Consider the following 26147-nt stretch of genomic DNA (forward strand, 5'->3'; position numbering starts at 1 on the left):
TCAGGTTTTCTGCAGTGCCAAAACCCTGGCCCGGAGCATGTCCGGCTGCACCTGCGCGCCCGGAATGGCCGGTCCGGCATTCAGGCCGACCCGGCTCAGCAGGCCGCGGCGGAACGGCCGCACCATGGCGCCGCCTTGCTCGATACGGCTGAAGAAGGAACCCCAGAGATTGGTCAAGGCCATGGGAACGACGGACACGCTCAGCCCATCACGTCCGGCGTTCTCCAGGATCTTCATGATGCCGCCCTTGAAGGGTTGAAGCTCGCCGTCCCGGGTGATGCCGCCTTCCGGGAAAATGGCCAGCAGGTCGCCGTTGCGCAGCACCTTGGCAGCCGCTTCGAAAGCTGCGTCATAAGCCGCCGGGTCCTGGTCGCGCGGCGCGATCGGGATTGCCCTGGCGAGCCGGAACAGCCAGCCGAACACCGGCATGTTGAAAATGCGGTGGTCCATGACGAAATAAATGGGGCGGGGGCTGGCCGCCATCAACAGCAGGGGGTCGATAAAACTCACATGGTTGCAGGTCAGCACGGCCGCGCCCTGCGCGGGAATGTTGTCGTCGCCCTTGACCTTGAATCGGTAAATGCAGCGCGAGGCGATCAGCGCGATAAAACGCAGCAGGTACTCCGGCACCAGCATGAAAATGTAAAACGCCACCACCGCATTGGCCAGGCCCACAAACAGGAAGACCTGCGGAATGCTGAAGTCGGCCTTGAGCAGGGCGCCTGCAAGAACGGCGCTGACGATCATGAACAGCGCATTGAGAATGTTGTTGGAAGCGATGATGCGGGCGCGGTGGGTCGGCTGACTGCGCAGCTGGATCAGCGCATACATGGGCACGCTGTACAAACCGGCAAACAGGCTCAGCAGCGCCAGGTCGGCCATCACGCGCCAGTGCGCCGGCTGCGCCACAAAGGCAGCCAGGCCCATGATCGGTGAGGCCGGCAGTCCGCGCGAGGAGAAATACAGGTCGATCGCAAACACGCTCATGCCGATGGCGCCGAGCGGCACCAGCCCGATCTCCACATGCCGGCGACTCAGCACCTCACACAGCAGCGATCCTGTGGCGATGCCTATCGAGAACACCACCAGCAGCAAGGAGGCCACCTGTTCGTTGCCGTGCATCACCTCCTTGGCAAAACTCGGAAACTGGCTCAGGAAGACGGCGCCGAAAAACCACATCCAGCTGATGCCCAGCATGGAGCGAAACACCACGATGTTGCCGTACGCGAGCCGCAGGTTGTGCCAGGTCTCCGTGAACGGGTTCCAGTTGATCGTCAAGCCAGGGTCGGTGGCGGGCGCCGAAGGAATGAACTGCGCCACCACTCGCCCCGCCACGGCCAGCAACACACAGGACAGCGCCACATACAGCGGACCCACACCCGGCACGGCCACCATCAGCCCGCCGACGATGTTGCCCAGCAAAATGGCGACAAACGTGCCCATCTCCACCATGCCGTTGCCGCCGGTCAACTCGCGCTCGTTCAGGGCCTGCGGCAGGTAGGCGAACTTGACCGGACCAAACAGCGTGGAATGCAGCCCCATCAAAAAGGTGCAGGTCAGCAGCAGCGGCACCTGCAGGTTCACCTCACTGCTGAGAAAACCGGCGGCTGCCACCCCCATGATCACGATTTCCAGGTTCTTCACGAAACGGATCACGCGCGTCTTTTCGTATTTGTCGGTGAGCTGCCCGCTGGTGGCCGAAAACAGCAGAAAGGGCAGGATGAACAGCGCGCCTATCACCAGCCCCGCCAAGGCGGGCGGCAACCAACTCACGCTGAGCTGGTAGGTCACCATCACGGTGAAGGCGAACTTGAACAGGTTGTCGTTGGCGGCACCCGAGAACTGGGTCCAGAAGAAGGGCGCGAAGCGGCGCTGGCTCAAGAGGGCGAACTGATCCGGATGCCCGTGCGGCGGCGGCGGGGCTACCTCAACGACTGTTTCGGCACGCATGGTGGACTGCTCCTGATTTTTTCGGCTGGTGATGCGACCCGCGCCCGGTTGCCGGTTTGTCGGTTTGTCGGTTTGCGCGCGCAAGGCTGAAGCGGATTCTGCCCTGCTTTTCATGACAGCTCCGCGGCAGCTCCCGCCCCGGCTGCGAACCGCCGGCAGGCAATGCGCGACCGGTGCCAGGCGAAGCCTGGATGCCTAGCCGTCCGCTGAAGTGAACACCGTCAGCACGCCGGTGTAGCCATAGAGGTTGTGGCGCGCAATTTCGCCGCCCGCGAAAAAACCGACGAGCGGCACGTCGCCGAGGGCACGCCGCACAATCTGCAGCTCGGCACTGGGCGCGCCGAAGTGCGGGCCGCCGCGCCCGGCGCAGCTGATGTAGATGGCGCCCGCGATGCGCCGGGCCGGGTGCGGGGCCGATTCGGCCTCGGACGCGCTCAGCGCACTGGCGACTTCCAGCGTCAACTCTTCCGGCTCCAGTTCCTCGCGGATCTCGGCGCAGATACGCACCAGGTCGGCGCGCGCCGCCTCGGCGTTGCGTTCGCAAAAAGCCAGCCTCATGCCCGGGCTGGGCACCTCGGCAATGGCCACGCCCTGGCGCGCCGGGTCCAGGCCGATGATGTGACGCACCAGCACATCGGCCCCGAACTGGCCCGGACGCCGGATCCGGCCATCCTGCAGGGCGGCGTCGGCGCTGCTCAGGCCGACCAGCGTGGTGCGCACTTTTTCGAGCGCCTCGCGCGGCGCATCGAGCGACACGCCGAGGTCGGCCAGCATCACCTCGAGTGCGCTCTCGCCGTCCAGTTCCGTCACCACATTGGCGTCGCAGGCGGTGATCTCATGCTCCGGCGAGACCGGCTGGCAGCCTTGCGTCACGCGGGACATCAGGCCGGCGCCCTGGGCAAAGGCCACCCCGCTCAGGCCGCCGCTGAACACGCCGCCGGCGGCGCCCTGCCCCTTCACATTGCCGCTGCCGCTGAGCGCAAACTGGACCGCCTTGCTGCGGCTCGACGCCAGCCCGCCAAACACATAGCCGCTGCTGGTGCGCTGGGCCATCTCGGCGATCAGCTCGGCCACGTCGGGGGTGCCGGCGTCGGCATGCACCAGCGCGGTATGCGCCTGGAAATGGCTGGCGCCGGGCGGCGGCAGGGGCGACACGCCGGAAAACACGCGGTACTGGTCCGACGGCAGTTCGCACAGCATCACCGCCAGCGCGGGCTCGTCGAAATACTCGACGTTGTTCGACGCGATGCCAATGCCGACCGTGCCCGCCCAGTCGGTGATTTCTGGCAGCTCGGCACCGAGGAAGTCCAGGATGTCCTGCGCCTGCGCGGTGTAGTGGTCGGTGATGTAAAGCAGGCCCAGACCCGGCGAGCTGGCATAACCATGCAGGACCATCTGCGCTCGCAGCTGGGCCAGCACCAGGCCGGCCGCCATGCGCCATTGCGGGTGGGTGGCGTGGCCGTAGGGGAAAAGTTTCATGGGCTTATCAGGACAGGTCAGGACAGGTTGGCACTGGCGAGCCGCCTCACCACTTGGGCGGCAGTCGCTCTCCGGGAAGCACATCGTAAGGCGAGGCCCAGCCAGGCAGCCCGCGCAGGCGCGCAAGCCATGCCTCGATGTGAGGGTATCGCCCGGCGACCTCATAGCCGCTTTCCTCCAGCGGGTAAAAAAGGTAACCGGACAGCGAGAAGTCGGCGATGGTGGCCGCCCCGCCGACCATCCACTCGCGTGTGGCCAGATGTTTGTCGACGATGGCAAAGGCGGCGTCCATCCGCGCGCGCAGCCAGGCCATCACGGCCGGGTCGGGCGTGGCGGGGCCGAAGGCCTTCATGAAGCGGTAGGTGGCGAAGTAACTGGTGAACTTGTGGTTGTCGAAAAACAGCCAGCGCAGCACCTCCAGCCGGTCGTCTTCCGTGGCGCCGTCATACGCGCCGTGTTTTTTCGCGAGGTAGCCCAGGATGACGCCTGACTGCGTGAGGCGGCGCGTGCCGTCCTCCAGTACCGGCGCCTCGCCCATCTCGTTGGTCTGCTCCCGCCAGGGCCCGGTGCGCGTGACACCTTTCATGAAGTCCACAAAAACCGGCTCCCAGGAATGGCCCAGGGCGCGCAGCAGGAAAGCCACTTTGAAGGTGTTGCCCGACTGGCAAAAACCATGAAGACGGTACATGGGAACGCTTTCTCGCTTTCTTTCAGGTGACTGCCAGCCGGCCACCGGCGCGGCAGGGTTTCAACGCGTGGTCTTGCGCACCGGCGCCTTGGCTTTCGGCTTGGGTTTGGCGCGCGCCGCGGTTTTGGCCGCCGCCGGAGTGGGCCAGGCCTGGCTGCTGCGCAACGCGCTGTCCATCGCCGAGCGGGCGCCCCGCGCCACGGTCTGGCCTGCGGAACTGGCCATGCCCTTGGCCAGGTCGGTGGCCATGCCGGTGGCGGTTTTCATCGCATCCCTGGCCAGCCCGGTGGCCATGTTTTTCGTCGTGCTCATGGCGGTTTTTTTGGCGGCGTCCTGCATGGCCGTGGTGGCGATGTGCTGGAACTGCTGGGTCAGCGCGCCCCACCACTGCATGGGGTCGACCACGCCAGGCGCCGGCGCAGCGGCTTTTTCAGCTTTGGGCCTCGTGGCTTTGGCCTTCGCGGCCGTCTCACTGTTCTGATAACTGGTAGGGGGGACTTCCAGCCCCGAGAACGTCTTGGCCTTGCCGGCCACTTTCTGCACCCCGCTCGCCACCGTATCGGCGACCTTGAGCTTGAAGGCGTTGGCCACATCGCCCATGTTGAAATTCATGCCCTTGAGCGTGGCCAGGGTCATCTTCTGCACTTCCAGCGCCTGGATGGTGGCCTTGAGCGCCATGGCGTTCTGGTCCAGCCAGAACTGGACGGCCTTGAGCTCCTCGATGCGTTTGTCGAGCTCCTCGACATTGAGCGTCGGCGCAACCCAGTTGCCCAGGTTGGGCAGCTGGGGAATGCTTTGCGACGCGCTGCCGGCCGCCTGCTTGGCAAGGTTCTGCAGGAAATCAAAGCCCGGGACCAGTTTGCCGAACCCGGCAAAAGAAGGGTTGTCTGCGTCGCTCATGGTTGTCTCCTGATGTTGTAGGAAGTGCCCGAAGTCCTGCGGCATTGCACTGACTTGCGGTTCAAGGTGCTTTCATTGTGCAGGGTCGGGGCGGCGCGTCAACCCGTTTTTTCTGCCCCCAGCCGGCGCCTCGCATCCACCCGGGTCACCTGCCCCGCCTTGCCGCCGCAGCCAAAGCTTCAATAAAAATCAGCCGCGAGCCCTTGCCTGACATGCGCAAGCAGCTACTGATTCAATAGCAAATCAGGGTTTGGCGCCATAGGATGGTGGTCGGCGCTCACGCAGACTGGCCACACCTTCGCGCACGTCGGGGCCGGCAAAACCCATGAACTCCAGCGCCAGCGATGCGTCGAAAGCCGGGCCGGCCTGGCGCAGCCAGTTGTTGAGTGCGTACTTGGTCCAGCTGATGGCGGTTTGCGAGCCGGCGGCCAGACGGTCGGCGACCTCATAGGCCTTGGTCAACAGCTCGTTTTCGTCGACGGCCAGGGAAACCAGTCCGATGCGCTCGGCCTCCTCGCCGCTGATCGGCTCACACAGCATCAGGTAGTACTTGGCCTTGGCCATGCCGCACAGCAGGGGCCAGATGATGGCCGCGTGGTCGCCGGCAGCCACACCCAGGCGCGTGTGGCCGTCCACGATCTTGGCGCTTCTGGCGGCAATCGAAATGTCGGCCAGCAGGCCCGCCACCAGACCGGCGCCGACCGCTGGCCCGTGCAGCGCGCTGACGATGGGCTTGTCGCAGTTGATGACGTTGTAGACCAGGTCGCGCGCTTCTTTCCAGACGCGGGTGCGGGTGGCAAAGTCGTCGGCCATGTCCTGCACCAGCGCCAGGTCGCCGCCGCCGGAAAAACCCAGGCCTTCGCCGCGCAATACGGCGCAGCGCACCGAGTCGTCGCTGCCCACGTCGCGCCAGATCTGCGCGAGCTCCCGGTGTCCGTCGTGGCCGGCCGTCGGCAATTTGCCGTTGAGGGCCTTCATCTGGATGTCCAGCACCGCTCCGCCGGCACCGCGGCGGGTGATGTGAAGGGTCTGGTAGGCGCTGTAATCCATCGTCTGGGCAGTCATGGTGTCTCCGTCAGGTGGCAAAAAGGAATCCCTGAATTGTGCCCCGCACAGATCAGGCGCCGACCGCTTGACCTTCATCAACCGGGGCCATGACGCCATGGCGCATGATGGACATGAGTACCAGACAAGAAGGAACACCCCATGGACAAACAACACAGCGCACCCTATCAACAGCAATTGCTGGACATGCGCGTCGCCCTGCTCGCACAGATCTCGGCGCAGCGTGGCGGAACCGTCAGCCGCGCTGATGCCGCCGCCGACCATTTCGGCCAGCCGGAGGACTCGCGTGCCCAGGTGGCCACCGAACGTGAACTCGAATTCGCCCTGGGCGAGCGCGAAACAGCCGAGCTCACTGCAATCGACGCGGCACTGGCCCGCTTCGAAGCCGGAACCTACGGTTTATGCACCGACTGCGGCGTGACCATTCCTGCCGCCAGGCTGCAGGCCAGCCCCGAAGCCTGGCGCTGCATCGCCTGCCAGGAAAAGGCAGAGCAAACGCGTCCTGCCTGACCCCCCTTTTCTTTCTTTACCCCTCTTTTTCTACAAAGGATTTCATGAGTACTTTTCACGCCGTTGTCTGGATCGACCAGTCCGAAGCCCACGTGGTGATGTTTGACCGCGAACACATGGAAGCCCAGCGCATCAAGTCACGCACACACCACAAACACCAGGGCAAGGCCGACGACAGCGCCGCCTTTTTTGCCGATGTCGCCCGGGCACTGAACGGCACGCATGAAGTGCTGCTCACCGGCCCCGGCCTGGTGCGCAACCAGTTCCGCGACTGGTGCAGCAGCCACCTGCCGGCCGTGGCCGACGCTGTGGTGGACTCGGTGGCCGCCGACCATCCGAGCGACGCCCAGCTGGTCGCGCTGGCCCGACAGTACTTCAAGAAGTTCGACAACATGGCGGCCGATCCTTCGACCGTCTGAGCTGCGGATTTTTTCGCCGGGACAGCAACCGGCGGCGCACAGGCTGCTATCCTTGACCGGATGCGCAGCCTGTTTCATTTCGCCTTCAATGTCACCGATCTCGACGAGGCCCGCCGTTTTTACGGCGGCGTGCTCGGTTGCGCCGAAGGCCGCAGTACCGAGAGCTGGGTCGATTTCGACTTCATGGGCCATCAGCTCTCGCTGCACCTGGGCCAGCCGTTCAAGACCGAGCGCACCGGCCATGTCGGCGACACGCTGGTGCCCATGCCGCATTTCGGGCTGGTCCTGGCGCTGCCCGACTGGCAGGCCATGGCCGGGCGCCTGCAGGCCGCCGGCACCGACTTCCTGTTCGCGCCTCAAGTGCGTTTTGAAGGCCAGCCGGGCGAGCAGTGGACCATGTTTTTCTGCGACCCTTTCGGCAACCCGCTGGAGATCAAGGGTTTCCGCGACCTGGACGCGATTTACGCGTCATGAGGAGGGGCCGGTGAGCACGCCACCGCGCAGCGGGCTATCGGGTGACCTCTTCACTCAAGCAGGGACCGGCTTTGCCGGACCGCAGGCGCAGCGCCCCTTTCCCCGTGCAAGGGGCAGCGAGCGGCCGCAGGCTCGCAGTGAGTGAGCGTGGGGGCTGACATGAATTACACCTTTGCCTCGGCCACCATTTTGCTGCTCCTGATCACTGATCCGCTGGGCAACATCCCGATTTTTGCCAACGCGCTGCGTCACGTCGCGCCCGAGCGCCGCGCCTTTGTGATCCTGCGCGAGGTGCTGATCGCCTTTTTGCTGCTGCTGGCCTTCATGTTTGTCGGCGACCGCTTCCTGCGCCTGATGAACCTCAGCGAACTCTCGCTGCAGATCGCCGGCGCCGTCATCCTGTTCCTGATCGCCTTGCGCATGATTTTCCCCGGCGGCCACCCGGAAGCAGAGCCGCTGCAGGGTGAACCCCTGATCGTGCCGCTGGCGATTCCCGCGCTGGCCGGGCCTTCGGCGCTGGCCACCGTGCTGCTGCTGGTCTCGCAGGCACCGGCCCGGCGCATGGAGTGGGTGGCGGCCCTGTGCGTCACCATGGCGGTGTGCGCTGTGGTCCTGGTGCTGGCCGAACGCATCCAGCGGATGCTGGGCGACCGTCTGCTGACGGCCTTCGAGCGACTGATGGGCCTGATCCTGGTGGCGATCTCGGTCGAGATGCTGCTGCGCGGCATCCAGCTGTTCATCACGCAGACGCGCGCTGCGGTCTGAGGGGCGCGCAGCCCCGCCCCTTATTTGGCCGGTGTCGCCGGCACGATCTTCTGGTCGATCGCGCCGAAAATCAGCTCGCCGTCCTTTCCCTTCATTTCAATGCGGATGGTGTCGCCGTACTTCATGAAAGCCGTCGAGGGCTTGCCGTCCTGGATGGTTTCGATGGCGCGCTTTTCGGCGATACAGCTGTAGCCCTTGGGCCAGTCGGTCTTGCCCTTGACCTCGACACCCTTGTTGCTGACGGTGCCAGAGCCGATGATGGAGCCGGCGCGCACATTGCGCGTCTTGCAGATGTGGGCGATCAACTGGCCGAAGTGGAAGGTCATCTCCGGACCGGCGTCGCACATGCCGACCTTGCGCCCGTTCCAGGTGCTCTGCACGGTCAGGTTCAGGCGGCCATGGTCCCAGGCGTCGCCGAGTTCGTCCAGCGTGACCGCCACCGGGCTGAAGGCCGTGGCCGGCTTGCTCTGGAAAAACCCAAAGCCCTTGGCGAGTTCGTTGGGGATCAGGTTGCGCAGGCTGACGTCGTTGGCCAGCATCACCAGGCGTATGCCTTCGAGCGCCTGCTCGGGCGTGCTGGTCATGGGCACGTCGCCGGTGATGACCGCGACCTCGGCTTCAAAGTCGATGCCGTAGTCCTCGCTGGGGCAGACCACGTCGTCGCAGGGGCCGATGAAGTCGTCGCTGCCGCCCTGGTACATCAGCGGGTCCTTGTAGAAACTGTCGGGCACCTCGGAGTCACGCGCCTTGCGCACCAGCTCCACATGGTTGATGTAGGCCGAGCCGTCAGCCCACTGGTAGGCGCGCGGCAGCGGTGCCATGCAGCGCGCCGGCTCGAACGGAAACGCGTGGCGCGCCTTGCCGTTGTTCAGCGTCTCGTACAGGTCCTGCAATTGCGGGGCGAGGAAGTTCCAGTCGTCGAGCACCTGCTGCAATCTGGTGGCGATGCCCGTCGCATAATGGGCCGTCGACAGGTCGCGCGAGACGACCACCAGCTGGCCGTCACGGGAGCCGTCTTTGTAGGTTGCGAGCTTCATGGGGTTCCTTAGGAGAAGGTGGGATGCACGGCGACGGATCGCGGCAAGAAATTGGAGTTACGATAAGTGAAATCAATTTACCTAAATGTAATTTTCAATTTTAGTCGAATTCCATGAAAGAGCGCAAAACCGCCCCCCCCTCATCACCGTCCGTTCTGCCCGCCCAGCGCGCCGGCATCCAGTCGGTGGAGGTTGGTTTCAGTCTGCTGCAGGTGCTCAGCGCCTCGCCGGGCGCGCTGATGCTGCGCGACCTCGCCTTTGCTGCCGGCATGAGCGCCGCCAAGGCGCACCGCTACCTGGTGAGTTTCCAGCGGCTCGAGCTGGTGGCGCAAGACCCGGGCACCACACGTTACGACCTCGGCCCGGCGGCGCTCAAGCTGGGCCTGGCCTCCCTGTCACGCCTGGACAGCGTCAAACTTGCGCGCCAGCGCCTGGGACCGCTGATGGAGCAGATCGGCCAGACCCTGGCGCTGGCGGTGTGGGGCAACCAGGGACCCACCATCGTGCACTGGGAGGAGTCGCCGCAGGCGGTGACCGTCAATTTGCGACTGGGCGACGTGATGCCCCTGCTGTCCTCGGCCACCGGCCTGTGTTTCTCCGCCTTCATGGCGCAGCCCGCCGGCAGCCGCAGCCAAAAAGGCCCGGCGACCAGGCCACCCGCCCAGGACCGCCTGACGCCGCTGCTCAGGGACGAACTGGCACGCATGCACAAGCTCGCCCGCAAGGACGTGCCCAAAACCATGGCCGAGGTCACGGCGCTACTGGACGAGGTGCGCCGGCGCGGCCTGTCACGCGTGGTGGACACCCTGCTGCCCGGCGTGGCCGGATTCTGCGCGCCGGTGTTCGACGCCGACGGCCACCTGGTGCTGGGCATGGTGGCGATGGGCTCGCTGGCCAATTTCGACCCCGCCTGGGACGGCGCGGTGGCCAGCCCCCTGGCGGCAGCGGCGCGGCAACTTTCCGCCGATCTGGGATTCACAGGGGCATGAACACCCCGCCCGCCCGGCAGGCACCAGCGCTGCCGGCGCGCCCCCTGATCACCCTGACCTCGCTCGTGGTACTGGCCCATGTCCTGCTGCTGCAGGCGGCGCCGCTGGCCTGGGGGCCGGTGCCCGACCCGCAGGCGACCGCGCCACGCCCCTTCATCACACGAACGCTGGAGATCAAGCCCGAACCGGCGCTGGCCAGCGCCCCCGCTGCCCCGCCGGTGCGCGCCCAGCCAGTCCGGCGCCGCCCTCCCCTTTCACCGTCAAATCGGGCTACAGCCCCCGAATTGACTGCGCCACCAGCTATCGAATCAATAGCGCCTGCAACCACGGACAGCACCGCCCCGGCTGACCCGCCGGGCCAGCCGGCCGAGACCGCCGCAACACCGACAGAACCGGTCGCACCCACTCCCACTCCCACGCAAACACCACCGCCCCCCCCCCTGCCCGGCGCCAGCACCGCCCTGACCATCCCCGGCTCGGTGCGCCTCAAATACGCGATGACGGGTCGCGCCAAAAACCTGGACTACAGCGCCTTTGCCCAGCTCGACTGGTTGCAGGACGGCCAGACCTATGACGCCAAAATGGTGGTCAGCGCCCTGTTCCTCGGATCACGCAGCATGACCAGCAGCGGGCGCATCACCGCCGACGGACTCGCGCCGACGCGTTTTCTGGACAAGTCCCGCAGCGAACGCGCGGCCCATTTCCAGGCCGACAAGGGCACGATCAGCTTCAGTGCCAACACGCCAGACGCGCCCTGGCTGCGCGGCGCACAGGATCGTCTGAGTGTTTTCCTGCAACTGGGCAGCCTGCTGGCCGGCGCGCCGGCCAGCTACCCGGTCGGCGCCAGCGTGTCGCTGTACACCGCCGGCCCGCGCGAAGTCGACACCTGGACCTTCACCGTCGAATCCGAGGAAACCCTCAAGCTGCCCGTCGGCGAGGCGGCCACGCTCAAGCTCACCCGCAAGCCGCAGCGCGACCATGACCAGACCGTCGAAATCTGGTTCGCGCCGTCCATGGACTACCTGCCGGTGCGCAGCCGCATCACCCAGCAAAACGGTGACTTCATCGACCAGCAACTGCGCGCAGTCGAAAAACCCTGATGTCACACGGGCGCCACCGCGCCCCTTGTCGTCACGCTGTGATTTTTTTGGCATTTCCGGGCAATTCAGGACATTTCGGCGTGTTTCAGGGATTTACCCTGTGTGTCTTGAACTTCGCCCGGCCGTTGATATATGGGTACAAGAAGGAAACCACACCATGCACATGCTCTACGACTCCGAATCCTTCGCGGTGATGCAGATCCATGCCAACGCCCCGGAGGAGTCTGCGCCCGCTCCGGCCGTGCCCCAGCTTGCCCGCAACGGCTTCGAGATTGTCGACAAACGCTCCGGCAAGGAGGTCTATCTGGACGGCTCCTGGGCCGAACTTTTCCAGCAGCGCCTGAACGTCTGGCAAAAAAACACGCCGACGCAGGAAGAACTCGAGGACATGCTCGAAAGTTATGCCGAGCTGGCGCACACGCCAGTGGGGCTGCACTGACGACTGCCGCGCAGCCGTCGGCCCCAGAGCGGGTCCCCGACGATTCCTGAAGGTCATTGACGGCCTTAAGACAGCGTTAAGGGAGGCCATGCAACATTTGTTTACATCGGCCATCCGCCGAAGCGATGGCAAATGGGGCCTCCGCCATCACCTTGCCCCGGGACCTGACCATGACTCCTTCTTTTTCCCGACTGCTTGCCGGTTGCCTTGTGCTGTGCACACACTGGGCGCTGGCCGCCGACGGCGTATCGCCACGCCAGATCCTGGTTGGACAGAACATCACGCTGCAGGGCGGAAAAAACGACTACGGCATGGCGGTGCAGGAGGGCATCCAGACCTACCTGCAGGCCGTCAATGCCCGTGGCGGCGTCAACGGTCGGCAGGTCGTGCTCAGGACGCTGGACGATGACAACCAGTCGGCCAGGGCCGAGGCCAATGCCCGCCAGCTCGTGACGCAGGACAAGGTGTTCATCCTGTTCGGTTCGATCGAAGGCGGCCCGTCCACCGCCGTGATGAAAGCGGCAGTGGACCTCAACGTGCCGTTTTTCGGGCCCATGGCCGGTTCGCCCACGCTGCGCCGCCCGTATCAGCCGCTGGTTTTCCCGGTGCGCACCGAACACCGGGAAGAGTTCCGCGCACTGCTCGACTACGCGAAGAAAACCGGGACCACGCGCGTGGCCTTTGTCCGTTCCGACTCCGAGACCGGCCAGCAACACCTGGAGAACGTCAGGCTGCTGTGCCGGGACCTGGGCATGGAGCTGGTGGCGGATCTGCCCTTCAAATCCGATGTGAGCGACGTGCAGATCGAGCAGATGGCCCAGCGCATCGCCGCGACCGGGGCCCAGGTGGTGATCAACCACGGCGGCGCCGCCATGTACGAACGGCTGATCCGCCAGGCCCGCAAGCAAGGCGTGCGCGCCACCTTCAGCGGCGTGAATTCGGGCTCGACGCAGCTCGCCAAACACCTGGGTGAACTCGCGCACGGCATGGTGTTTTCCCAGGTGGTGCCCAGCCCCTGGGAGCGCAAGACAGGCATCACGCGCGAGTACCAGGAAGAATTCGCACGCCTGAAACCGGGCCAGGAGTTCTCCTATGGCAGCCTGGAAGGCTACCTGACGGCCAAGGCCCTGGTCGCGGCCCTTGAGCTGGCCGGCAAGGAACCGACACGCGAAAGCTTTGTGCGCGGCCTGCACAACGTCGGCAGCATCGACCTGAACGGCCTGCGGGCCAGCTACCTGCCGGGTTCGCACACCGGCATGACGCTGGTGGATCTGGCCATCGTCACACGCGACGGCAAATTCCGGCATTGAGGGCGCGGACTCAGTCCGCCGGGTAGAGCCTGCGGTACAGCGGGGCCACCAGAATGAGTACCGCCACGAGCCGGCACACCTGAAACGCGGTGACCACCGGCACACCGAGTTGCAGCACCTTGGCGGTGATGGCCATCTCGGCGATGCCGCCCGGGGAGGTGCCCAGAATCAGCGTGGCCAGCGGCAGGCCGGTGGCCCATGCCAGCAGCGCGGCAAAGCCACTGCACAGCACCAGCATGACCAGGGTGCCCAGCACCACCGAGGCCATCCAGCGCGGCGCGGCGTGCAGAAAGGTCGGGGAAAACCGCACGCCCAGTCCCACGGCAATCAGCAGTTGCGCGGTATTGGTTAACCAGGGCGGGATGCCCGACAGGTGCAGGCTGGCCATCGTCAGGCCCATGGTCACCAGCAGCGGCCCCATGAACCACGGGTTGGCCCGGCCCAGCCGAAGCATCAGCCAGGCGCCGGTGGCAGTGGCCCCGGCCAGCGCGACCAGACCCGGCCCGTTCACCGCGCGCAGCACCGGCGGGTTCAGGTCCAGGCCATGCAGGCCGCTGAACTGCATCGCAAAAGGAATCGTCACCGTGACCAGCAGCAGCCGCAGGCTGTGCGAGGCCGCCACCAGGTCGGTGCGCGCATGGGCACGTTCGGCCAGCAGGGTCATCTCGGAAGCGCCGCCTATGGCCCCCGCAAAATAACTGGTGGCGCGCATCGCCGGCGCCGGCACGCCGGGCATGCGCGGTGCGTTGACACGGTGCAGCCAGCCGCCAAAGGCCAGGCCCAGACCCAGCGCCCAGACAATCGCCAGCGCAATGGCCCACCACAGGCTGCCGACCAGCGCGGTCACCTGCGGCGTGAAGTACAGCCCCAGCGCGGTGCCGATCACCCACTGGCCGCTGTTGTTCAGCGGCCGCCAGCTGGCGGTCGGCACGCCGGCGATCGAGGCGCAGGCCGTGGCCAGCAGCGGACCGATCATCCACGGCAGGGGCGTGCCGATCCAGACACACAGCCAGGCGCCCGCCAGCGCCAGCAGCAGGGTGAACACAACATGAAAGGGCTTGAGGCGCATCGGGGGCAGAAAAACAGGAACAGGAACAGGAACAGGAACAGGAAAGGGAGAGATGCAGGGTTTTGGCTGACCGGCCGCCGCCGGTTGTCAGATAGGTCTAGTATCGCCCTGAGCATGGCCACGAACACCCCACCCCCTTCCCCTGCGAACACCTGCCGGCGCAACGCCGTCCTGGCCCCGCTGCTGCTCGTGCTGCTGGCCGCCTGCGCCAGGGTGCCCGAACCCCGGCTGTTTCCGCATGCACCCAATGACATCACGGCACGCACCGAGGCCCTGCTGCCTGCCGACGTGATCCTGCTCGGCGAGCAGCACGATGCGGCCGAGCACCAGGACATTCACCGGCAGGTCATCGAGTACCTGGCGGTACGCGGCCAGTTGGCGGCGGTGGCGCTGGAGATGGCCGAGGCGGGTACCAGCACCGCGGCCCTGAAATCGAACAGCACCCAGTTGCAGGTGCAGGCCTCCCTGGGCTGGAACAACAAAAGCTGGCCCTGGACCGCCTATGGCCCGGCGGTGATGGCGGCCGTCAAGGCCGGCGTGCCGGTGCTGGGCGCCAACCTGCCGCCGGCGCAGATGCGGGGCGCCATGGCCGACGGCCTGCTGGACCAGCCCCTGCCCGGCCCCGCGCTCAAGGCCCAGCAGCAGCTGATACGCATCGGCCACTGCGGCGTGTTGCCGGAGGACCGGATCTCCCCGATGACACGCATCCAGATCGCGCGCGACATCCGCATGGCGCGCACGCTGCAGCAGGCGGCCTTGCCTGGAAAAACAGTGGTGTTGCTGGCCGGCAGCGGCCATGTCAACCGCTCGCTGGGCGTTCCCCAGCACCTGCCGCCCGGCCTGGCCGTCAAGGCCGTGCAGCTGCGCGCCGGTCCGGCAGCGGCCACGCCGGATGCGCGCCAGGAGGCCGAAAGCAGGGCGGCGTTTGATGCCGTCTGGCCGACCCCGGTCGTGCCGGAGCAGGACTACTGCGCCAGTTTGAGGGAAACGCCCGGGGCGAAGTAGCCCCGGCCACGGTCAGTGACTCAGGCGTTCTTCCTGATGGAATCCGCCACCACACTGACGATGCGCTCAATGTGCTCTTTCTCCACGATGTAGGGCGGACAGATCACGATGTTCTCGGCCGCCGGGCGCACCAGCACGCCGTGCTTGAAGCAGTCCATGAAGATGTCGTACGCGCGTTTGCCCGGCGCGCCGGCGATGGACGCCAGCTCCACCGCGCCGGCCAGGCCCAGGCTGCGGATGCCGACCACATGGGGCAGGCCCTTGAAGCCGCTGTGCATGGCGTCACCGAGCACGGTGCCCATCTGTCCGGCGCGTTCAAACAGCTTTTCTTCCTTGAACAGGCCCAGCGTGGCAATCGCCGCGGCGCAGGCCACCGGATGGCCCGAGTAGGTGTAGCCATGGAAAAACTCGACCGCATGGGCCGGGCTGTCGGCATTGGCATCCATCATGGTGTTGTAGATGCGGTCGGAGCAGATCACGCCGCCCAGCGGGATCACGCCGTTGGTCACGCACTTGGCGAAGTTCAGCATGTCGGGCACCACGCCGTAGTAGTCGGCGCCGAAGTTGGTTCCCATGCGGCCGAAGCCGGTGATGACCTCGTCAAAAATCAGCAGGATGCCGTGTTTGTCGCAGATCTCGCGCAGGCGCTTGAGGTAGCCCTTGGGCGGCAGGTACCAGCCGGCGCTGCCGGCCACCGGCTCGACGATCACGGCAGCGATATTGCTGGCGTCGTGCAGCGGCAAAATGCGCTGCTCCAGCTCCAGCAGGATGTCCTCCTCCCAGACCGGCTCGGCGCCATGGATGTAGGCGTGTTTGACCGGGTCGTGGATGAAACGCATGTGGTCCACCCGCGGCAGCAAGGCCGAGCCGTAGACCTTGCGGTTGGCCGGAATGCCGCCCACACTCATGCCGCCGAAACCGACGCCGTGGTAACCCTTTTCGCGCCCGATGAAGACATTGCGGTGGCCCTCGCCGCGTGCGCGGTGGTACGCCAGCGCCACCTTGAGCGAGGTGTCGGCCGCTTCCGAACCGGAATTGCAGAACAGCACCTGGTTCAGGTCGCCGGGCGCCATGCCGGCAATCAGGTCGGCGGCCTTGAAGGCCTGGTCGTTGCTGGCCTGGAAGGCGGTGGCGTAGTCCAGGGTGTCGAGCTGCTTCTTGATGGCTTCGTTGATCGGCTTGCGGTTGTGGCCGGCGCCCACGCACCACAGGCTGGAAATGCCGTCGAGCACCTGCTTGCCGTCATGCGTCGTGAAAAACATGCCGTCGGCTTTCACAAAAACCCGCGGGTCCTTCTTGAAGCTGCGGTTCGGCGTGAACGGCAACCACTGGTGGTCCATGTTGAAGTCCTGATAGGCCATGACGAAATCTCCTGCTAGAAAAAAGGGCTGCCGGGTTTTGGCGCTAGTACTGCAGCACGGAAGTAGCGAAACAAAATGAAAGTGATGGCTTCGTGTCCAGGGCAAGGCGCAAGCCGCAGCGAAGGCTGTACGCCTTCGCAAGGATTGCAACGCCGCCATGGGTACGAAGGCGCGCTTTCATGTTTCGATATTTTCGGGTTGCAGTACTAAGTCATGCATTCTGGCACTCCCGGCGACAATCTGCTTTCCGGCAAACACCTGGCGGCCGGCCACCTGCGACAATTCATCCCCCATGAGTCCTACTTATATCCTCACCCTGTCCTGCCCGGACCGTCCGGGCATTGTTCATGCGGTTTCCGGCTTTCTGTTCGAACGCGGCGGCAACATCCTGGAAGCGGCGCAGTTCAGCGACGACAAGCGCGACGACCCGGCGGCCGACGCCACCGGCCTGTTTTTCATGCGCGTCAGTTTCACCTGTGACCAGCTCTCCTTTGAAGAGCTCAAGGAACAGGTCGGCGTGCTGGGCGTGCTGTTCGACATGCGCTGGGGCCTGCACCAGACCACCGAACCCATGCGCACGGTGCTCATGGTCAGCAAGGAAGGGCATTGCCTGAACGACCTGCTGTTTCGCTGGAAGTCGGGGCTGCTGCCGCTGGACATTCGCGCCATCGTCTCCAACCACCGGGATTTTTACCAGCTGGCGGCCAGCTACAACGTGCCCTTTCACCACATTCCGGTCACGGCTGCGACCAAGGAGAAGGCCGAAAAGAAACAATACGACATCATCGAGGCCGAAGGCGCCGAACTGGTGGTGCTGGCGCGTTACATGCAGATCCTGAGCAACGACCTGTGCAAAAAGCTCGCCGGCCGTGCCATCAACATTCACCACTCCTTTCTGCCCAGCTTCAAGGGCGCCAAACCCTACTACCAGGCCCATGCCCGCGGCGTGAAGCTGATAGGTGCCACGGCGCATTACGTGACGGCCGACCTCGACGAGGGGCCCATCATCGAGCAGGACGTGGCCCGGGCCGACCACAGCAAGACCGTGCAGGCCCTGACCGCCATGGGCCGGGACACCGAAAGCCAGGTGCTGGCGCGCGCCGTGCTCTGGCACAGCGAACACCGGGTGCTGCTGAACGGCCACAAGACGGTGATATTCAAGTGACTGCCTCCATAAATCCGATCGCCGGGCGCGGGGCTGCGTTGCGCGGTGCTCGGAATCCTCATGCACCCAAGTGCATTCCGGTGTCCTGCGCTCCGTGCGCCTTGCCCTGCATCCCGGTGCTCGAATTTCTGGAAGCAGTCTAGGAATGGGGACAGCCAGCCGTATTCCGCCCATCCAGTGCCTGCTGACCTTCGAGACGCTGGCGCGGCTGCGCAGCGTCACGCAGGCGGCGGAAGAGCTCAATGTCACGCCCAGCGCGGTGAGCCACCGCGTCAAGCAGCTTGAGCAGATCATCGGCACCAAGCTGTTCGGCCGGGCCGATTTTTCACTGACCACCGAAGGCAGCGAATACCTGGCCCATGTGCGCGAGGGTCTGGCGACGCTGCAGAAGTTTCCCGGCACCGCCGGCCAGAGCGGCAGCCCCGGCAAACGCAAGCTGCGGCTGGCGGTCACGCCGACCTTTGCCCGCTCCATCCTGATCCCGCGCCTGCGCCAGTTCACCGATGCCTACCCCGAGATCGACCTGACGCTGCAGGTGTCGATTCCCCTGCTGGACGTGGTCGCCGAAGACGCCGACCTGATCGTGCGTTTCGGCACCGGGCGTTATGCCGACCTCGAACACGTCTGCCTGATGAAGGACGAAGTCACGCCGCTGGCCTCACCCGCCTACGTGCGCGAGCACGGGCCGTTCGACGCGGCGGAAGACCTCGAGGGGGAAGCGCTGCTGCGCTCGCCGCTGGAGCCCTGGCGCACCTGGTTTGCCGCGCATGGCCTGGACTGGGCCGAACCGGTCGATGGCTCGCAGTTCAACGATATCGGCCTGATGTGCGACGCCGCCGCCGCCGGCATGGGGGTGGCGCTGGTCCGTCTCAAGCTGGGCGCGCCGTGGCTGGAACACGGCTCCCTGGTGCGTCTGTACGAACGCAATGTAGCCAGCCCGCACGCCCACTACCTGTGCTGGCGCACCGGCATGATGGACCGCTGGGAATGTGCCGCCTTTGCCGAATGGCTGAAAAAGTCGGTTACATAGGCCCTGCCACCCTGTACCTTCAAGTCTTTTATGCCTCCAGCCCTTGTCGGCTTTGCGCAAGCAGCTATCAAATAAATAGCGTTCCGGTTTTCACAAAAGCCCGCCATTTTCTTCACGCCGCGCGCAGGCACTTTGCATTAAAGTGCATTCATCCCGGCGCCAAGCCGTGTTTCACCCTGAAGGCCGCCCATGAACGCTCCTCTCGCCCCCCGGCAGCAGCACCTGCTGGAACGCTCCGAACGCCAGGCCCAGGTCGTCGCCGCGTTGCAGGCAGTGCTGCCGGCGCACGCGCTGCTCTGGAACAACGAAGACACCACGCCTTACGAATGCGACGGCCTGACCGCCTACCGCCAGCGACCGCTGGTGGTCGCCCTGCCCGAAACCTATGAGCAGGTGCAGGCCGTGCTGAAAACCTGCCATGCGCTGGAAGTCCCGGTGGTGGCACGCGGCGCCGGCACCGGCCTGTCCGGCGGCGCCATGCCGCACAAGCTGGGCGTCACCCTGTCGCTGGCCAAGTTCAACAAAATTTTGAAGCTCGACGCGGCCAGCCGCACGGCCCTGGTCCAGGGCGGTGTGCGCAACCTCGCCATCAGCGAAGCCGCCGCACCGCTGGGCCTGTATTACGCGCCCGATCCGTCCAGCCAGATCGCCTGCACCATAGGCGGCAACGTGGCTGAAAACTCGGGCGGCGTGCATTGCCTCAAGTACGGCCTGACCCTGCACAACGTGCTCAAGGTCCGGGGCTTCACGATTGAAGGCGAGGAAGTCGAGTTCGGCAGCGACGCGCTGGACTGCGCCGGCTACGACCTGCTGTCGGTGGTCATCGGCAGTGAGGGCATGCTGGCCGTCACCACCGAAGTCACCGTGAAACTGGTGCCCAGGCCGGTGCTGGCGCGCTGCATCATGGCCAGCTTTGACGACCTGCGCAAGGCGGGCGATGCGGTGGCGGCCGTGATTGCCGCCGGCATCATTCCGGCCGGTCTCGAGATGATGGACAAGCCCATGACTGCGGCGGTCGAGGACTTCGTGCACGCCGGTTACGACCTGACGGCCGAGGCGATTCTGCTGTGCGAAAGCGACGGTACGCCGGAAGAAGTCGAGGAAGAAATCGGCCGCATGAGCGCCGTGTTGCGCAACCACGGCGCCACGGCGATTGCGGTCAGCCAGAACGAGGCCGAACGCCTGCGCTTCTGGAGCGGCCGCAAGAATGCCTTCCCCGCCTCCGGCCGCATCAGCCCCGACTACATGTGCATGGACTCGACCATTCCGCGCAAACGCCTGGCCGACATCCTGCTGGCCATCCAGCAGATGGAACTCAAGTACGGCCTGCGCTGCGCCAATGTGTTCCATGCCGGAGACGGCAACCTGCACCCCTTGATCCTGTTCGATGCCAACGACGCCGACCAGCTGCACCGCTGCGAGCTGTTCGGCGCCGAGATCCTGGAAACCAGCGTGGCCATGGGCGGCACGGTCACCGGCGAACACGGCGTGGGCGTGGAAAAACTCAACTCCATGTGTGTGCAGTTCTCGGCCAGCGAGAACGAGCAGATGTTCGGCGTCAAGCGCGCCTTTGACCCGCAAGGCCTGCTCAATCCCGGCAAGGTGATCCCGACGCTGCAGCGCTGCGCCGAGTACGGGAAGATGCTGGTGCGCGGTGGGAAAATCGCGCATCCTGACCTGCCGCGATACTGATGCCCCCACGCTTTTCACTGCGTGTAATACGCTGCCCCCCAGAGGGGGATGACCTTGCTTGGGGCGGCCCGGCGCTGCGGTCGCCATGATGGGTCTGCGCGGCCTCGCCTGGCTGCTGCTGTTGCAGTCCATCGGCGAACTGCTCTCGCGCGGCCTCTCGCTTCCGTTTCCCGGTCCGGTCATCGGCATGATGCTGCTGCTCGTCGCGCTGCGCTGGCCGCTGGTGCGCGAACCCGTGGCGGCCTGCGCCGACTTCCTGCTGGCGCACCTCTCGCTGCTGTTTGTACCAGTGGGTGTCGGCGTCATGACCCACCTGAGCCTGGTCAGCCAGTACGGCGGCCGCATGTTGCTGGTGATTGTTCTGTCCACCCTGATCGGACTGGTCGTGACGGTGCTGACCTTGCACCTGTTGTGGCGCAAACATGCCTAAATTTGTCGAGCTTTGGGTTTACCTGTCCGCCACGCCGCTGTTCGGCCTGACGGCGACGCTGGTGGTTTACGTCGTGGCCCAGGCCATCTACGCGCGCCTGCAGCAGGCGCCCTGGGCCAACCCCGTGCTCTGGACCGTGCTGGTGATTGCCGCGGTGTTGCTGGCCACCGGTGTCTCCTACCCGACCTATTTCGCCGGCGCACAGTTCATCCATTTTCTGCTCGGCCCGGCGGTGGTGGCGCTGGCCTGGCCGCTGTGGCAACGCCGCGCCGAGTTGCGCCAGCGTTGGGGCAGCCTGCTGCTGGCAGCCCTGGCCGGTGGCATCGCCGCCAGCGGCTCGGCACTCGCGCTGGGCTGGGCCGTCGGCTTGCCTCTGGAGGTGGTGCTGTCCCTGGCGCCCAAATCCGTCACCGCGCCGGTGGCCATGGGCATTGCCGAAAAAATAGGCGGCATCCCGGCACTGGCCGCCGTGTTTGCGGTCATCACTGGTCTGGTCGGTGCGCTCAGCGGCAAATACCTGTTTGATGCCTTAGCGATTCCGCTGGATGCAGCCGGCTGGACGGCGCGCGGCTTCGCGCTCGGCACCGCCTCGCACGGCATAGGCGCCGCGCGTGCGCTGCAGGTCAACGCCGACGCGGGGGCTTACGCCGGCCTGGCGCTGGGGCTGCAGGTGGTGCTGGCCTCGCTGCTGCTGCCCCTGCTGTTCCGGCTTTTTTAGGCATTCACCAGGTGTCGATGGCCAGTGCGCCGTCTGCGGGCCGGATAAGTGCCGACTGCAGGCCGCGCACCAGCCAGTCGCGCGTCTGCGCCGGGTCGATCACCGCATCGATTTCCAGCGTGGTCGCCATGTTGAGCGCGCCGCCCTTGTCATACTGCTGCGCCACCAGGGTGTCGTACAGGGCCTCACGCTGCGGGCCTTCGGGCAGCGCCTCCAGTTCCTTGCGGTAGCCGAGTTTCACCGCCCCCTCCAGCCCCATGGCGCCGAATTCGCCAGTGGGCCAGGCCACATTGAACGCCGGCGCATGAAAACTGCCGGCCGTCATGGCCATGGCGCCCAGGCCGTATCCCTTGCGCAGCACCACGCTGAAAAACGGCACGCGCAAGTGCGCGGCGGCGATGAACATCCGGCTCACATGGCGCACCTGCGCCTGCGTCTCGGTCTGCGGGCCGACCATGAAACCCGGGGTGTCCACCAGACTGACCAGCGGCAGGCCATGCGCATTGCACAGCTGCATGAAACGCGCGGCCTTGTCGGCCGCATCGGCGTCGATGGCCCCGCCCAGATGGTGCGGGTTGTTGGCCAGAATGCCTACCGGCCGCCCCTCGATACGCGCCAGCGCGGTGTGAATGCCTTGCCCAAAGCCGGTGCGCAGCGCCAGCACGCTGCCCGCGTCGGCGATACCGTCGATCGCCGCCCGCGTGTCGTACACGCGCAAGCGGTTCTCGGGCACCAGCTCGCGCAGGGCCAGAGCATCGGGCGCAGTGAACGCCTGCAGGGCACCCTGAAAAAAAGACAGATAGTGCCGTGCCGCCGCCACCGCGTGGGCTTCGTCGTCCACCAGCACATCGATCACGCCATTGCCGTGCTGCACGCCAGCCGGCCCGATCTGTTCAGGTTTGAACACACCGAGGCTCCCGCCCTCGACCATCGCCGGGCCGCCCATGCCGATGTTGCTGCCCTGGGTGGCAATGATCACGTCGCAGCAGCCCAGCAATGCGGCATTGCCGGCAAAACAGCGGCCCGCCACAATGCCCACCACCGGTACCCGGCCATTGAGTCGGGCAAAACTTGCAAACGTGCCGACATGCAGGCCGGCAACAATGGGCATGTCGGTGTCCCCGGGCCGGCCGCCGCCGCCTTCGGCAAACAGCACCACCGGCAGCTTGTTCTGCAGCGCGATGCCCAGCATGCGGTCAGTTTTCTGGTGGTTGCGCATGCCCTGTGTGCCGGCCAGCACGGTGGCGTCGTAGGCCATCACCACGGCCCGGCTTGCCTGCGGGTCGAACAGGGCGCCGTTGATGCTGCCGATGCCGGTGGCCATGCCATCGGCCGGGGTGTTCCTGACCAGGTCTTCTTCACTGCGGCGGCTGCGCTGCGCCGCGAGGGCCAGCGCGCCGTACTCCATGAAAGAGCCCGCATCACACAGGTCGGTGATGTTCTCGCGCGCAGTGCGCAGGCCCAGGGCGTGGCGCCGCGCCACCGCTTCGGGCCGGCTGGCGTCCTGCGTGGGCGCATGGCGATCCAGGGCACGCTGCAGGTCAGCGCGCAAACCATCGGACGTGGGGGATGACACTTTGGCCTGCACAGGCTGCGCCACCGCCTGTGCGGATTCGATGCGCGCGAGCAGCGCGCCCGCTTCCACGAGCTCGCCGTCGGCAAAAAAAACTTCGCCGACGCGGCCAGCCACAGCCGCCCGCACTTCGTGCTCCATCTTCATGGCTTCGAGAATCACCAGCAGGTCGCCGGCCTGCACGGCTGCGCCGGGCTCGACCTGCCATTGAACAACCTGGGCTTGAAGGGGGGAGTGAACCGCGGACATCGGCGCATTGTGCGCCCGCACGGCGCGCCGCTGTCGTCAACTCGGTGACAGCGGGCGTCTAGGGCCTGTTCACCCTATTTATGCAAGATGCGTTGCGAGTCAAAAAGGCCATGCGCGAGGCGCAAAATGCAGCCGGGCTCGCGCCCGGCAAGGCTTTGCAACGCTGCGCATGGCCTTTTTGGCCGCAACCCGGAGGGAACGTGGTTAAAACAACGCCACTCGTCGTTGCACTCCTAGCCCAGCCGCCCAGGCTGAGCGTCGTCGCGCGCCTAGATTGGCGCTGTTTTAACCACGTTCGCACTTGTATAAATAGGGTGAACAGGCCCTAAAAAACTCAGGCGACCTGAAGGCCCGGTTTTCCGGTCAGTGCGGTTTTCGTGTTGGCCACGGCGCCAAAGAGGATTTCGCCGGCGAGTTGGCCACCCTCTTCGATCACCAGCTTGCCATAACGGATCTTGCCGGTGACCTTGCCGGTGGCATAAATCACGAGCTTCTGGCGCACCGTCAGGTTGCCGTCAAACGCACCATGGATTTCGGCGATGTCGATCTCGGCCGAACCCTTGAACTCCCCGTGCTCGGAGATCTGCATCACGCGCGAATCCATGGTGGCCTCCACCAGTCCTTCCACCACCAGGGTGTCGCAGTCGGTGATCTCGACGCCCTTGAGCTTGATGTTGGGGCCGACCGTCAGCTTGCTGCCGCCACTCTCCCGCGGGGCGGCAGTCGGCGCGCTGGGTGCGACCGCCGCAGCAGCAGGCGCGCTGTTCGAGACGTTGGTTGCCGCAGGGCTGTTGGCGTAGGGATTGGGGTTGGGGCTGCCATGACGCAGACCGGAAGACTCATTGTCGCGTTTGCCGAAGAACGGTGATTGCAGTGCCATCTGGATTTCCTTCAAAAGGACCCGATGGTACGGAGACCACTTTGAAAAGTCTCCACCGCGAATGCAAGATGAGTAACGAAATAACCGGGTGCCTCGCGCCCGGGCGCACCGCGTGCGGGTTGCGAGCTTGTAGACTGGGGCCATGCATTACACGGTCAGGATTTTCCACAGCGAAGATGTCAGCGACACCGAACGCGCCAGCGCAGCGCAGCGGTTTCGAGCCGCGCTTGAGGCCTCGCTCGGTGATGCCAGCCTGGTGGCGCCGGTCTACCGCGCCTACCTGCGCTTGCTGCAGATTCACGGGGAGCAGACCCGTCCCTGGGACCTGGCGCCGGCGGAGCAGTTGCTGGCCGAGCAGTGGGAAGCCGCCGAACTGGCGGCCACGCAAGCGGCCTTTGGCGCCGAACGCTACATGGGCGATGCCCATTTTGAACTGGAGCTTCAGGACCGCTGAGCACACCCGCCCGAGCGGGCGCTTCGTACGGATAATTACACCAGTTGCCAGAAAGGGAAGTTTGTGGAGTTTGTTGTCTTGCTCGTGGGGGTGATGCTGCTGGGGCTTCTGGGGCTGCTTGGCTGGGCCATCTACCGCGCCATGAAGCGTCGGGACACCGGTTCGCCGGCAGCCGGTGGGCAGGCGGAGCCGCAAAGCAGTACCCTGGACGACAGCACCTACCGGGTCAGTTATGCGCCGCCCGAGTTTGAGTGGAGCGGCACCACCACCGGCGCCCTGCCGGTGAAAATACTCACCTACAAGCAGTATGAGTGCCTGGAAGATGCGCGCTATGGCTTCCGGATCGTCGGCTTGCCGCCCACCGAGCGCAAGCAGCCGCAACCCCACAAAACGCGTGCCCACGGGCTCAAAACCGTCGCCTCACTGACAAAACACGGCTTCCTGGCCGATGACGGCGAAGGCGGCCACCTCATCACCGACCGCGGGCTCCATGCCCTGGAAGTCTGCAGCGTACGTTATTGAACTGCGCGCAGATCCGCCCGGGTCAGATCAGACCGTGGCGTCTGGCGGTGCGCTGCTAACCGCCCAGGAGTACAGGGCGACAAACACCAGCGCGTCAAAGACGGCGCCCATGCAGATATACAGCACCGGCATGAACAACACCGACAGGTGCTGCATGATGAAGGCCTGCGCCAGCACCTGATGGGGAATCATGATGGCGAAAAAGCCCAGGATCAACGCGGTGTGGAACAGCTTGATCGACAGGCTCTGGTTCAGGATGTAATACCCCATGGCCAGCATCACCGGCGTGGCCAGCATGACCACGTAACCAATGGTCATGAGCTCTTCGCTATGACGTGCGATGCTGTACGGAAAGGCCTGCGGCGACAGCCAGAAATAGACCACCGTCACAAGCTGGATCACGCCCACGATGCGCACCGGGTACTTGAGCGGCAGTTGCGCATTTTTCATGCGTACCGACAGGGCCAGCGCCAGCAGCGTCACGACCGCCGTCACCAGCAGGATGGTGCGGCTCGGCAGCGGCCTGTCGTCCGGCCCGCTCGACAGCTGCATCGCGTATTGCCCCGCATCGTTGAGCTGGTTGGTCAGCGTGAATGGCATGTCCAGCCCGCTGGACCAGAACAGAATGCAATCGCGCCAGAAATCAAACAGCCACGGTTTTCCGTAGTAGACGAGCGCGCACAGGATCAAGGGCAGGACGACTGCCTGCGCCAGCAGCCAGGGCGTGACCTTCAGAGGGGTGATGGACCGGTGCGGGCGCACGAGGACCTGCCGGGCGCGGGCTTCCCGGGCCGCGGAAAAGGAGGCGTTGAAAAGTCGCTCCTGCTCACGCGCAGGTTCAGTCAGGGTGTTGGTTCTGGAGCTCATGGGGCGT

At 65.3% G+C, this 26147-nt stretch carries 26 protein-coding genes and 1 pseudogene; 16 read left to right on the plus strand and 11 right to left on the minus strand.

All coding sequences use genetic code 11. The features are described 5' to 3' along the window. The 5 genes from PSV26_RS20740 to PSV26_RS20760 all read right to left on the minus strand — a co-directional run bounded on the left by PSV26_RS20740 (window position 1) and on the right by PSV26_RS20760 (window position 6067). Window positions 1–1950, minus strand: a complete 1950-nt coding sequence (locus PSV26_RS20740) for an MFS transporter (protein ID WP_300573696.1) — start codon at window positions 1948–1950, stop codon at window positions 1–3. A 195-nt stretch (window positions 1951–2145) separates the two neighbouring features. Then, the gene (locus PSV26_RS20745) at window positions 2146–3429 is read right to left on the minus strand and encodes an FIST N-terminal domain-containing protein (RefSeq protein ID WP_300573699.1); all 1284 of its coding nucleotides are present in this window, start codon (window positions 3427–3429) and stop codon (window positions 2146–2148) included. A gap of 46 nt (window positions 3430–3475) precedes the next feature. Further along, window positions 3476–4117 carry a glutathione S-transferase family protein gene (locus PSV26_RS20750; RefSeq protein WP_300517119.1) on the minus strand — a complete coding sequence of 214 codons (642 nt, stop codon included), beginning with the start codon at window positions 4115–4117 and terminating at the stop codon, window positions 3476–3478. A 60-nt stretch (window positions 4118–4177) separates the two neighbouring features. Continuing rightward, a complete protein-coding gene (locus tag PSV26_RS20755; protein ID WP_300573701.1) occupies window positions 4178–5017 on the minus strand; it encodes a PhaM family polyhydroxyalkanoate granule multifunctional regulatory protein in 840 nt (279 codons plus the stop codon). A 243-nt stretch (window positions 5018–5260) separates the two neighbouring features. Beyond that, the gene (locus PSV26_RS20760; RefSeq protein WP_300518286.1) at window positions 5261–6067 is read right to left on the minus strand and encodes an enoyl-CoA hydratase/isomerase family protein; all 807 of its coding nucleotides are present in this window, start codon (window positions 6065–6067) and stop codon (window positions 5261–5263) included. A 156-nt stretch (window positions 6068–6223) separates the two neighbouring features. On the opposite strand from PSV26_RS20760, the gene PSV26_RS20765 reads away from it, so the two are divergent. The 4 genes from PSV26_RS20765 (at window position 6224) to PSV26_RS20780 (ending at window position 8250) form a co-directional block, all read left to right on the plus strand. Then, complete coding sequence (locus PSV26_RS20765; RefSeq protein ID WP_300573704.1) at window positions 6224–6592, plus strand: TraR/DksA family transcriptional regulator; 369 nt, start codon at window positions 6224–6226, stop codon at window positions 6590–6592. 44 nt (window positions 6593–6636) lie between these two features. Beyond that, window positions 6637–7011 carry a hypothetical protein gene (locus PSV26_RS20770; protein ID WP_300517112.1) on the plus strand — a complete coding sequence of 125 codons (375 nt, stop codon included), beginning with the start codon at window positions 6637–6639 and terminating at the stop codon, window positions 7009–7011. Between the two features lie 60 nt (window positions 7012–7071). Beyond that, window positions 7072–7485, plus strand: a complete 414-nt coding sequence (locus PSV26_RS20775; protein WP_300573707.1) for a VOC family protein — start codon at window positions 7072–7074, stop codon at window positions 7483–7485. Window positions 7486–7644: 159 nt separating this feature from the next. Further along, the gene (locus PSV26_RS20780; RefSeq protein ID WP_300573709.1) at window positions 7645–8250 is read left to right on the plus strand and encodes a MarC family protein; all 606 of its coding nucleotides are present in this window, start codon (window positions 7645–7647) and stop codon (window positions 8248–8250) included. A gap of 20 nt (window positions 8251–8270) precedes the next feature. Here the strand turns inward: PSV26_RS20780 and PSV26_RS20785 are convergent, their stop codons facing one another. Beyond that, window positions 8271–9287: a fumarylacetoacetate hydrolase family protein gene (locus tag PSV26_RS20785; protein ID WP_300573712.1), complete on the minus strand. Its 1017-nt coding sequence runs from the start codon at window positions 9285–9287 to the stop codon at window positions 8271–8273. A gap of 155 nt (window positions 9288–9442) precedes the next feature. Between PSV26_RS20785 and PSV26_RS20790 the strand changes: the two genes are divergently transcribed. From PSV26_RS20790 to PSV26_RS20805, 4 genes are all read left to right on the plus strand, one after another. Continuing rightward, a complete protein-coding gene (locus PSV26_RS20790; protein WP_300518284.1) occupies window positions 9443–10276 on the plus strand; it encodes an IclR family transcriptional regulator in 834 nt (277 codons plus the stop codon). Then, complete coding sequence (locus tag PSV26_RS20795; RefSeq protein WP_300573715.1) at window positions 10273–11376, plus strand: DUF3108 domain-containing protein; 1104 nt, start codon at window positions 10273–10275, stop codon at window positions 11374–11376. The genes PSV26_RS20790 and PSV26_RS20795 overlap by 4 nt, the downstream gene beginning before the upstream one ends. A gap of 157 nt (window positions 11377–11533) precedes the next feature. Beyond that, complete coding sequence (locus PSV26_RS20800) at window positions 11534–11815, plus strand: DUF3567 domain-containing protein (protein ID WP_300517100.1); 282 nt, start codon at window positions 11534–11536, stop codon at window positions 11813–11815. A gap of 170 nt (window positions 11816–11985) precedes the next feature. Further along, the gene (locus tag PSV26_RS20805) at window positions 11986–13125 is read left to right on the plus strand and encodes an ABC transporter substrate-binding protein (protein ID WP_300517095.1); all 1140 of its coding nucleotides are present in this window, start codon (window positions 11986–11988) and stop codon (window positions 13123–13125) included. 10 nt (window positions 13126–13135) lie between these two features. Here PSV26_RS20805 and PSV26_RS20810 read toward each other — a convergent pair whose 3' ends face one another. Then, window positions 13136–14194 (minus strand): AbrB family transcriptional regulator, encoded by a 1059-nt coding sequence (locus PSV26_RS20810; protein ID WP_300517092.1) that lies wholly within the window; start codon window positions 14192–14194, stop codon window positions 13136–13138. A 114-nt stretch (window positions 14195–14308) separates the two neighbouring features. Here PSV26_RS20810 and PSV26_RS20815 point away from each other — a divergent pair, with 114 nt between their 5' ends. After that, window positions 14309–15199 carry a ChaN family lipoprotein gene (locus tag PSV26_RS20815; RefSeq protein WP_300517089.1) on the plus strand — a complete coding sequence of 297 codons (891 nt, stop codon included), beginning with the start codon at window positions 14309–14311 and terminating at the stop codon, window positions 15197–15199. 20 nt (window positions 15200–15219) lie between these two features. Here PSV26_RS20815 and PSV26_RS20820 read toward each other — a convergent pair whose 3' ends face one another. Beyond that, complete coding sequence (locus tag PSV26_RS20820; protein ID WP_300517086.1) at window positions 15220–16560, minus strand: aminotransferase class III-fold pyridoxal phosphate-dependent enzyme; 1341 nt, start codon at window positions 16558–16560, stop codon at window positions 15220–15222. 292 nt (window positions 16561–16852) lie between these two features. Here PSV26_RS20820 and purU point away from each other — a divergent pair, with 292 nt between their 5' ends. The 5 genes from purU to PSV26_RS20845 all read left to right on the plus strand — a co-directional run bounded on the left by purU (window position 16853) and on the right by PSV26_RS20845 (window position 21595). Then, window positions 16853–17725 carry a formyltetrahydrofolate deformylase gene (gene purU, locus PSV26_RS20825; RefSeq protein ID WP_300517083.1) on the plus strand — a complete coding sequence of 291 codons (873 nt, stop codon included), beginning with the start codon at window positions 16853–16855 and terminating at the stop codon, window positions 17723–17725. 145 nt (window positions 17726–17870) lie between these two features. Beyond that, window positions 17871–18755, plus strand: coding sequence for a LysR substrate-binding domain-containing protein (locus PSV26_RS20830; protein ID WP_300517080.1), 885 nt, complete (start codon window positions 17871–17873; stop codon window positions 18753–18755). 189 nt (window positions 18756–18944) lie between these two features. Further along, window positions 18945–20447: an FAD-linked oxidase C-terminal domain-containing protein gene (locus PSV26_RS20835; RefSeq protein WP_300573718.1), complete on the plus strand. Its 1503-nt coding sequence runs from the start codon at window positions 18945–18947 to the stop codon at window positions 20445–20447. An 85-nt stretch (window positions 20448–20532) separates the two neighbouring features. Then, entirely contained in the window at window positions 20533–20877 is a 345-nt protein-coding gene (locus tag PSV26_RS20840; protein WP_300517076.1) for a CidA/LrgA family protein, read from the plus strand. Beyond that, window positions 20870–21595, plus strand: coding sequence for an LrgB family protein (locus PSV26_RS20845; protein WP_300573721.1), 726 nt, complete (start codon window positions 20870–20872; stop codon window positions 21593–21595). Before PSV26_RS20840 ends, PSV26_RS20845 begins: the two co-directional genes overlap by 8 nt. Before the next feature lie 4 nt (window positions 21596–21599). Here the strand turns inward: PSV26_RS20845 and PSV26_RS20850 are convergent. Both PSV26_RS20850 and PSV26_RS20855 read right to left on the minus strand, forming a co-directional pair. Beyond that, window positions 21600–23417: pseudogene (locus tag PSV26_RS20850) on the minus strand (carboxyl transferase domain-containing protein); the annotation flags it as partial. A gap of 334 nt (window positions 23418–23751) precedes the next feature. Beyond that, window positions 23752–24297 (minus strand): polymer-forming cytoskeletal protein, encoded by a 546-nt coding sequence (locus PSV26_RS20855; RefSeq protein WP_300517072.1) that lies wholly within the window; start codon window positions 24295–24297, stop codon window positions 23752–23754. A 142-nt stretch (window positions 24298–24439) separates the two neighbouring features. Here PSV26_RS20855 and PSV26_RS20860 point away from each other — a divergent pair, with 142 nt between their 5' ends. Both PSV26_RS20860 and PSV26_RS20865 read left to right on the plus strand, forming a co-directional pair. Next, the gene (locus PSV26_RS20860) at window positions 24440–24751 is read left to right on the plus strand and encodes a hypothetical protein (RefSeq protein ID WP_300517069.1); all 312 of its coding nucleotides are present in this window, start codon (window positions 24440–24442) and stop codon (window positions 24749–24751) included. 63 nt (window positions 24752–24814) lie between these two features. After that, on the plus strand, window positions 24815–25273 hold the full coding sequence (locus PSV26_RS20865) for a hypothetical protein (RefSeq protein WP_300573724.1): 459 nt from the start codon (window positions 24815–24817) through the stop codon (window positions 25271–25273). 27 nt (window positions 25274–25300) lie between these two features. On the opposite strand, the gene PSV26_RS20870 is transcribed toward PSV26_RS20865, so the two are convergent. Continuing rightward, window positions 25301–26140: a hypothetical protein gene (locus tag PSV26_RS20870; RefSeq protein WP_300573727.1), complete on the minus strand. Its 840-nt coding sequence runs from the start codon at window positions 26138–26140 to the stop codon at window positions 25301–25303. Window positions 26141–26147 lie beyond the last annotated feature (7 nt).

It is taken from the genome of Polaromonas sp. (genome assembly GCF_029945685.1).
Classification (GTDB): Bacteria; Pseudomonadota; Gammaproteobacteria; order Burkholderiales; family Burkholderiaceae_C; genus Polaromonas.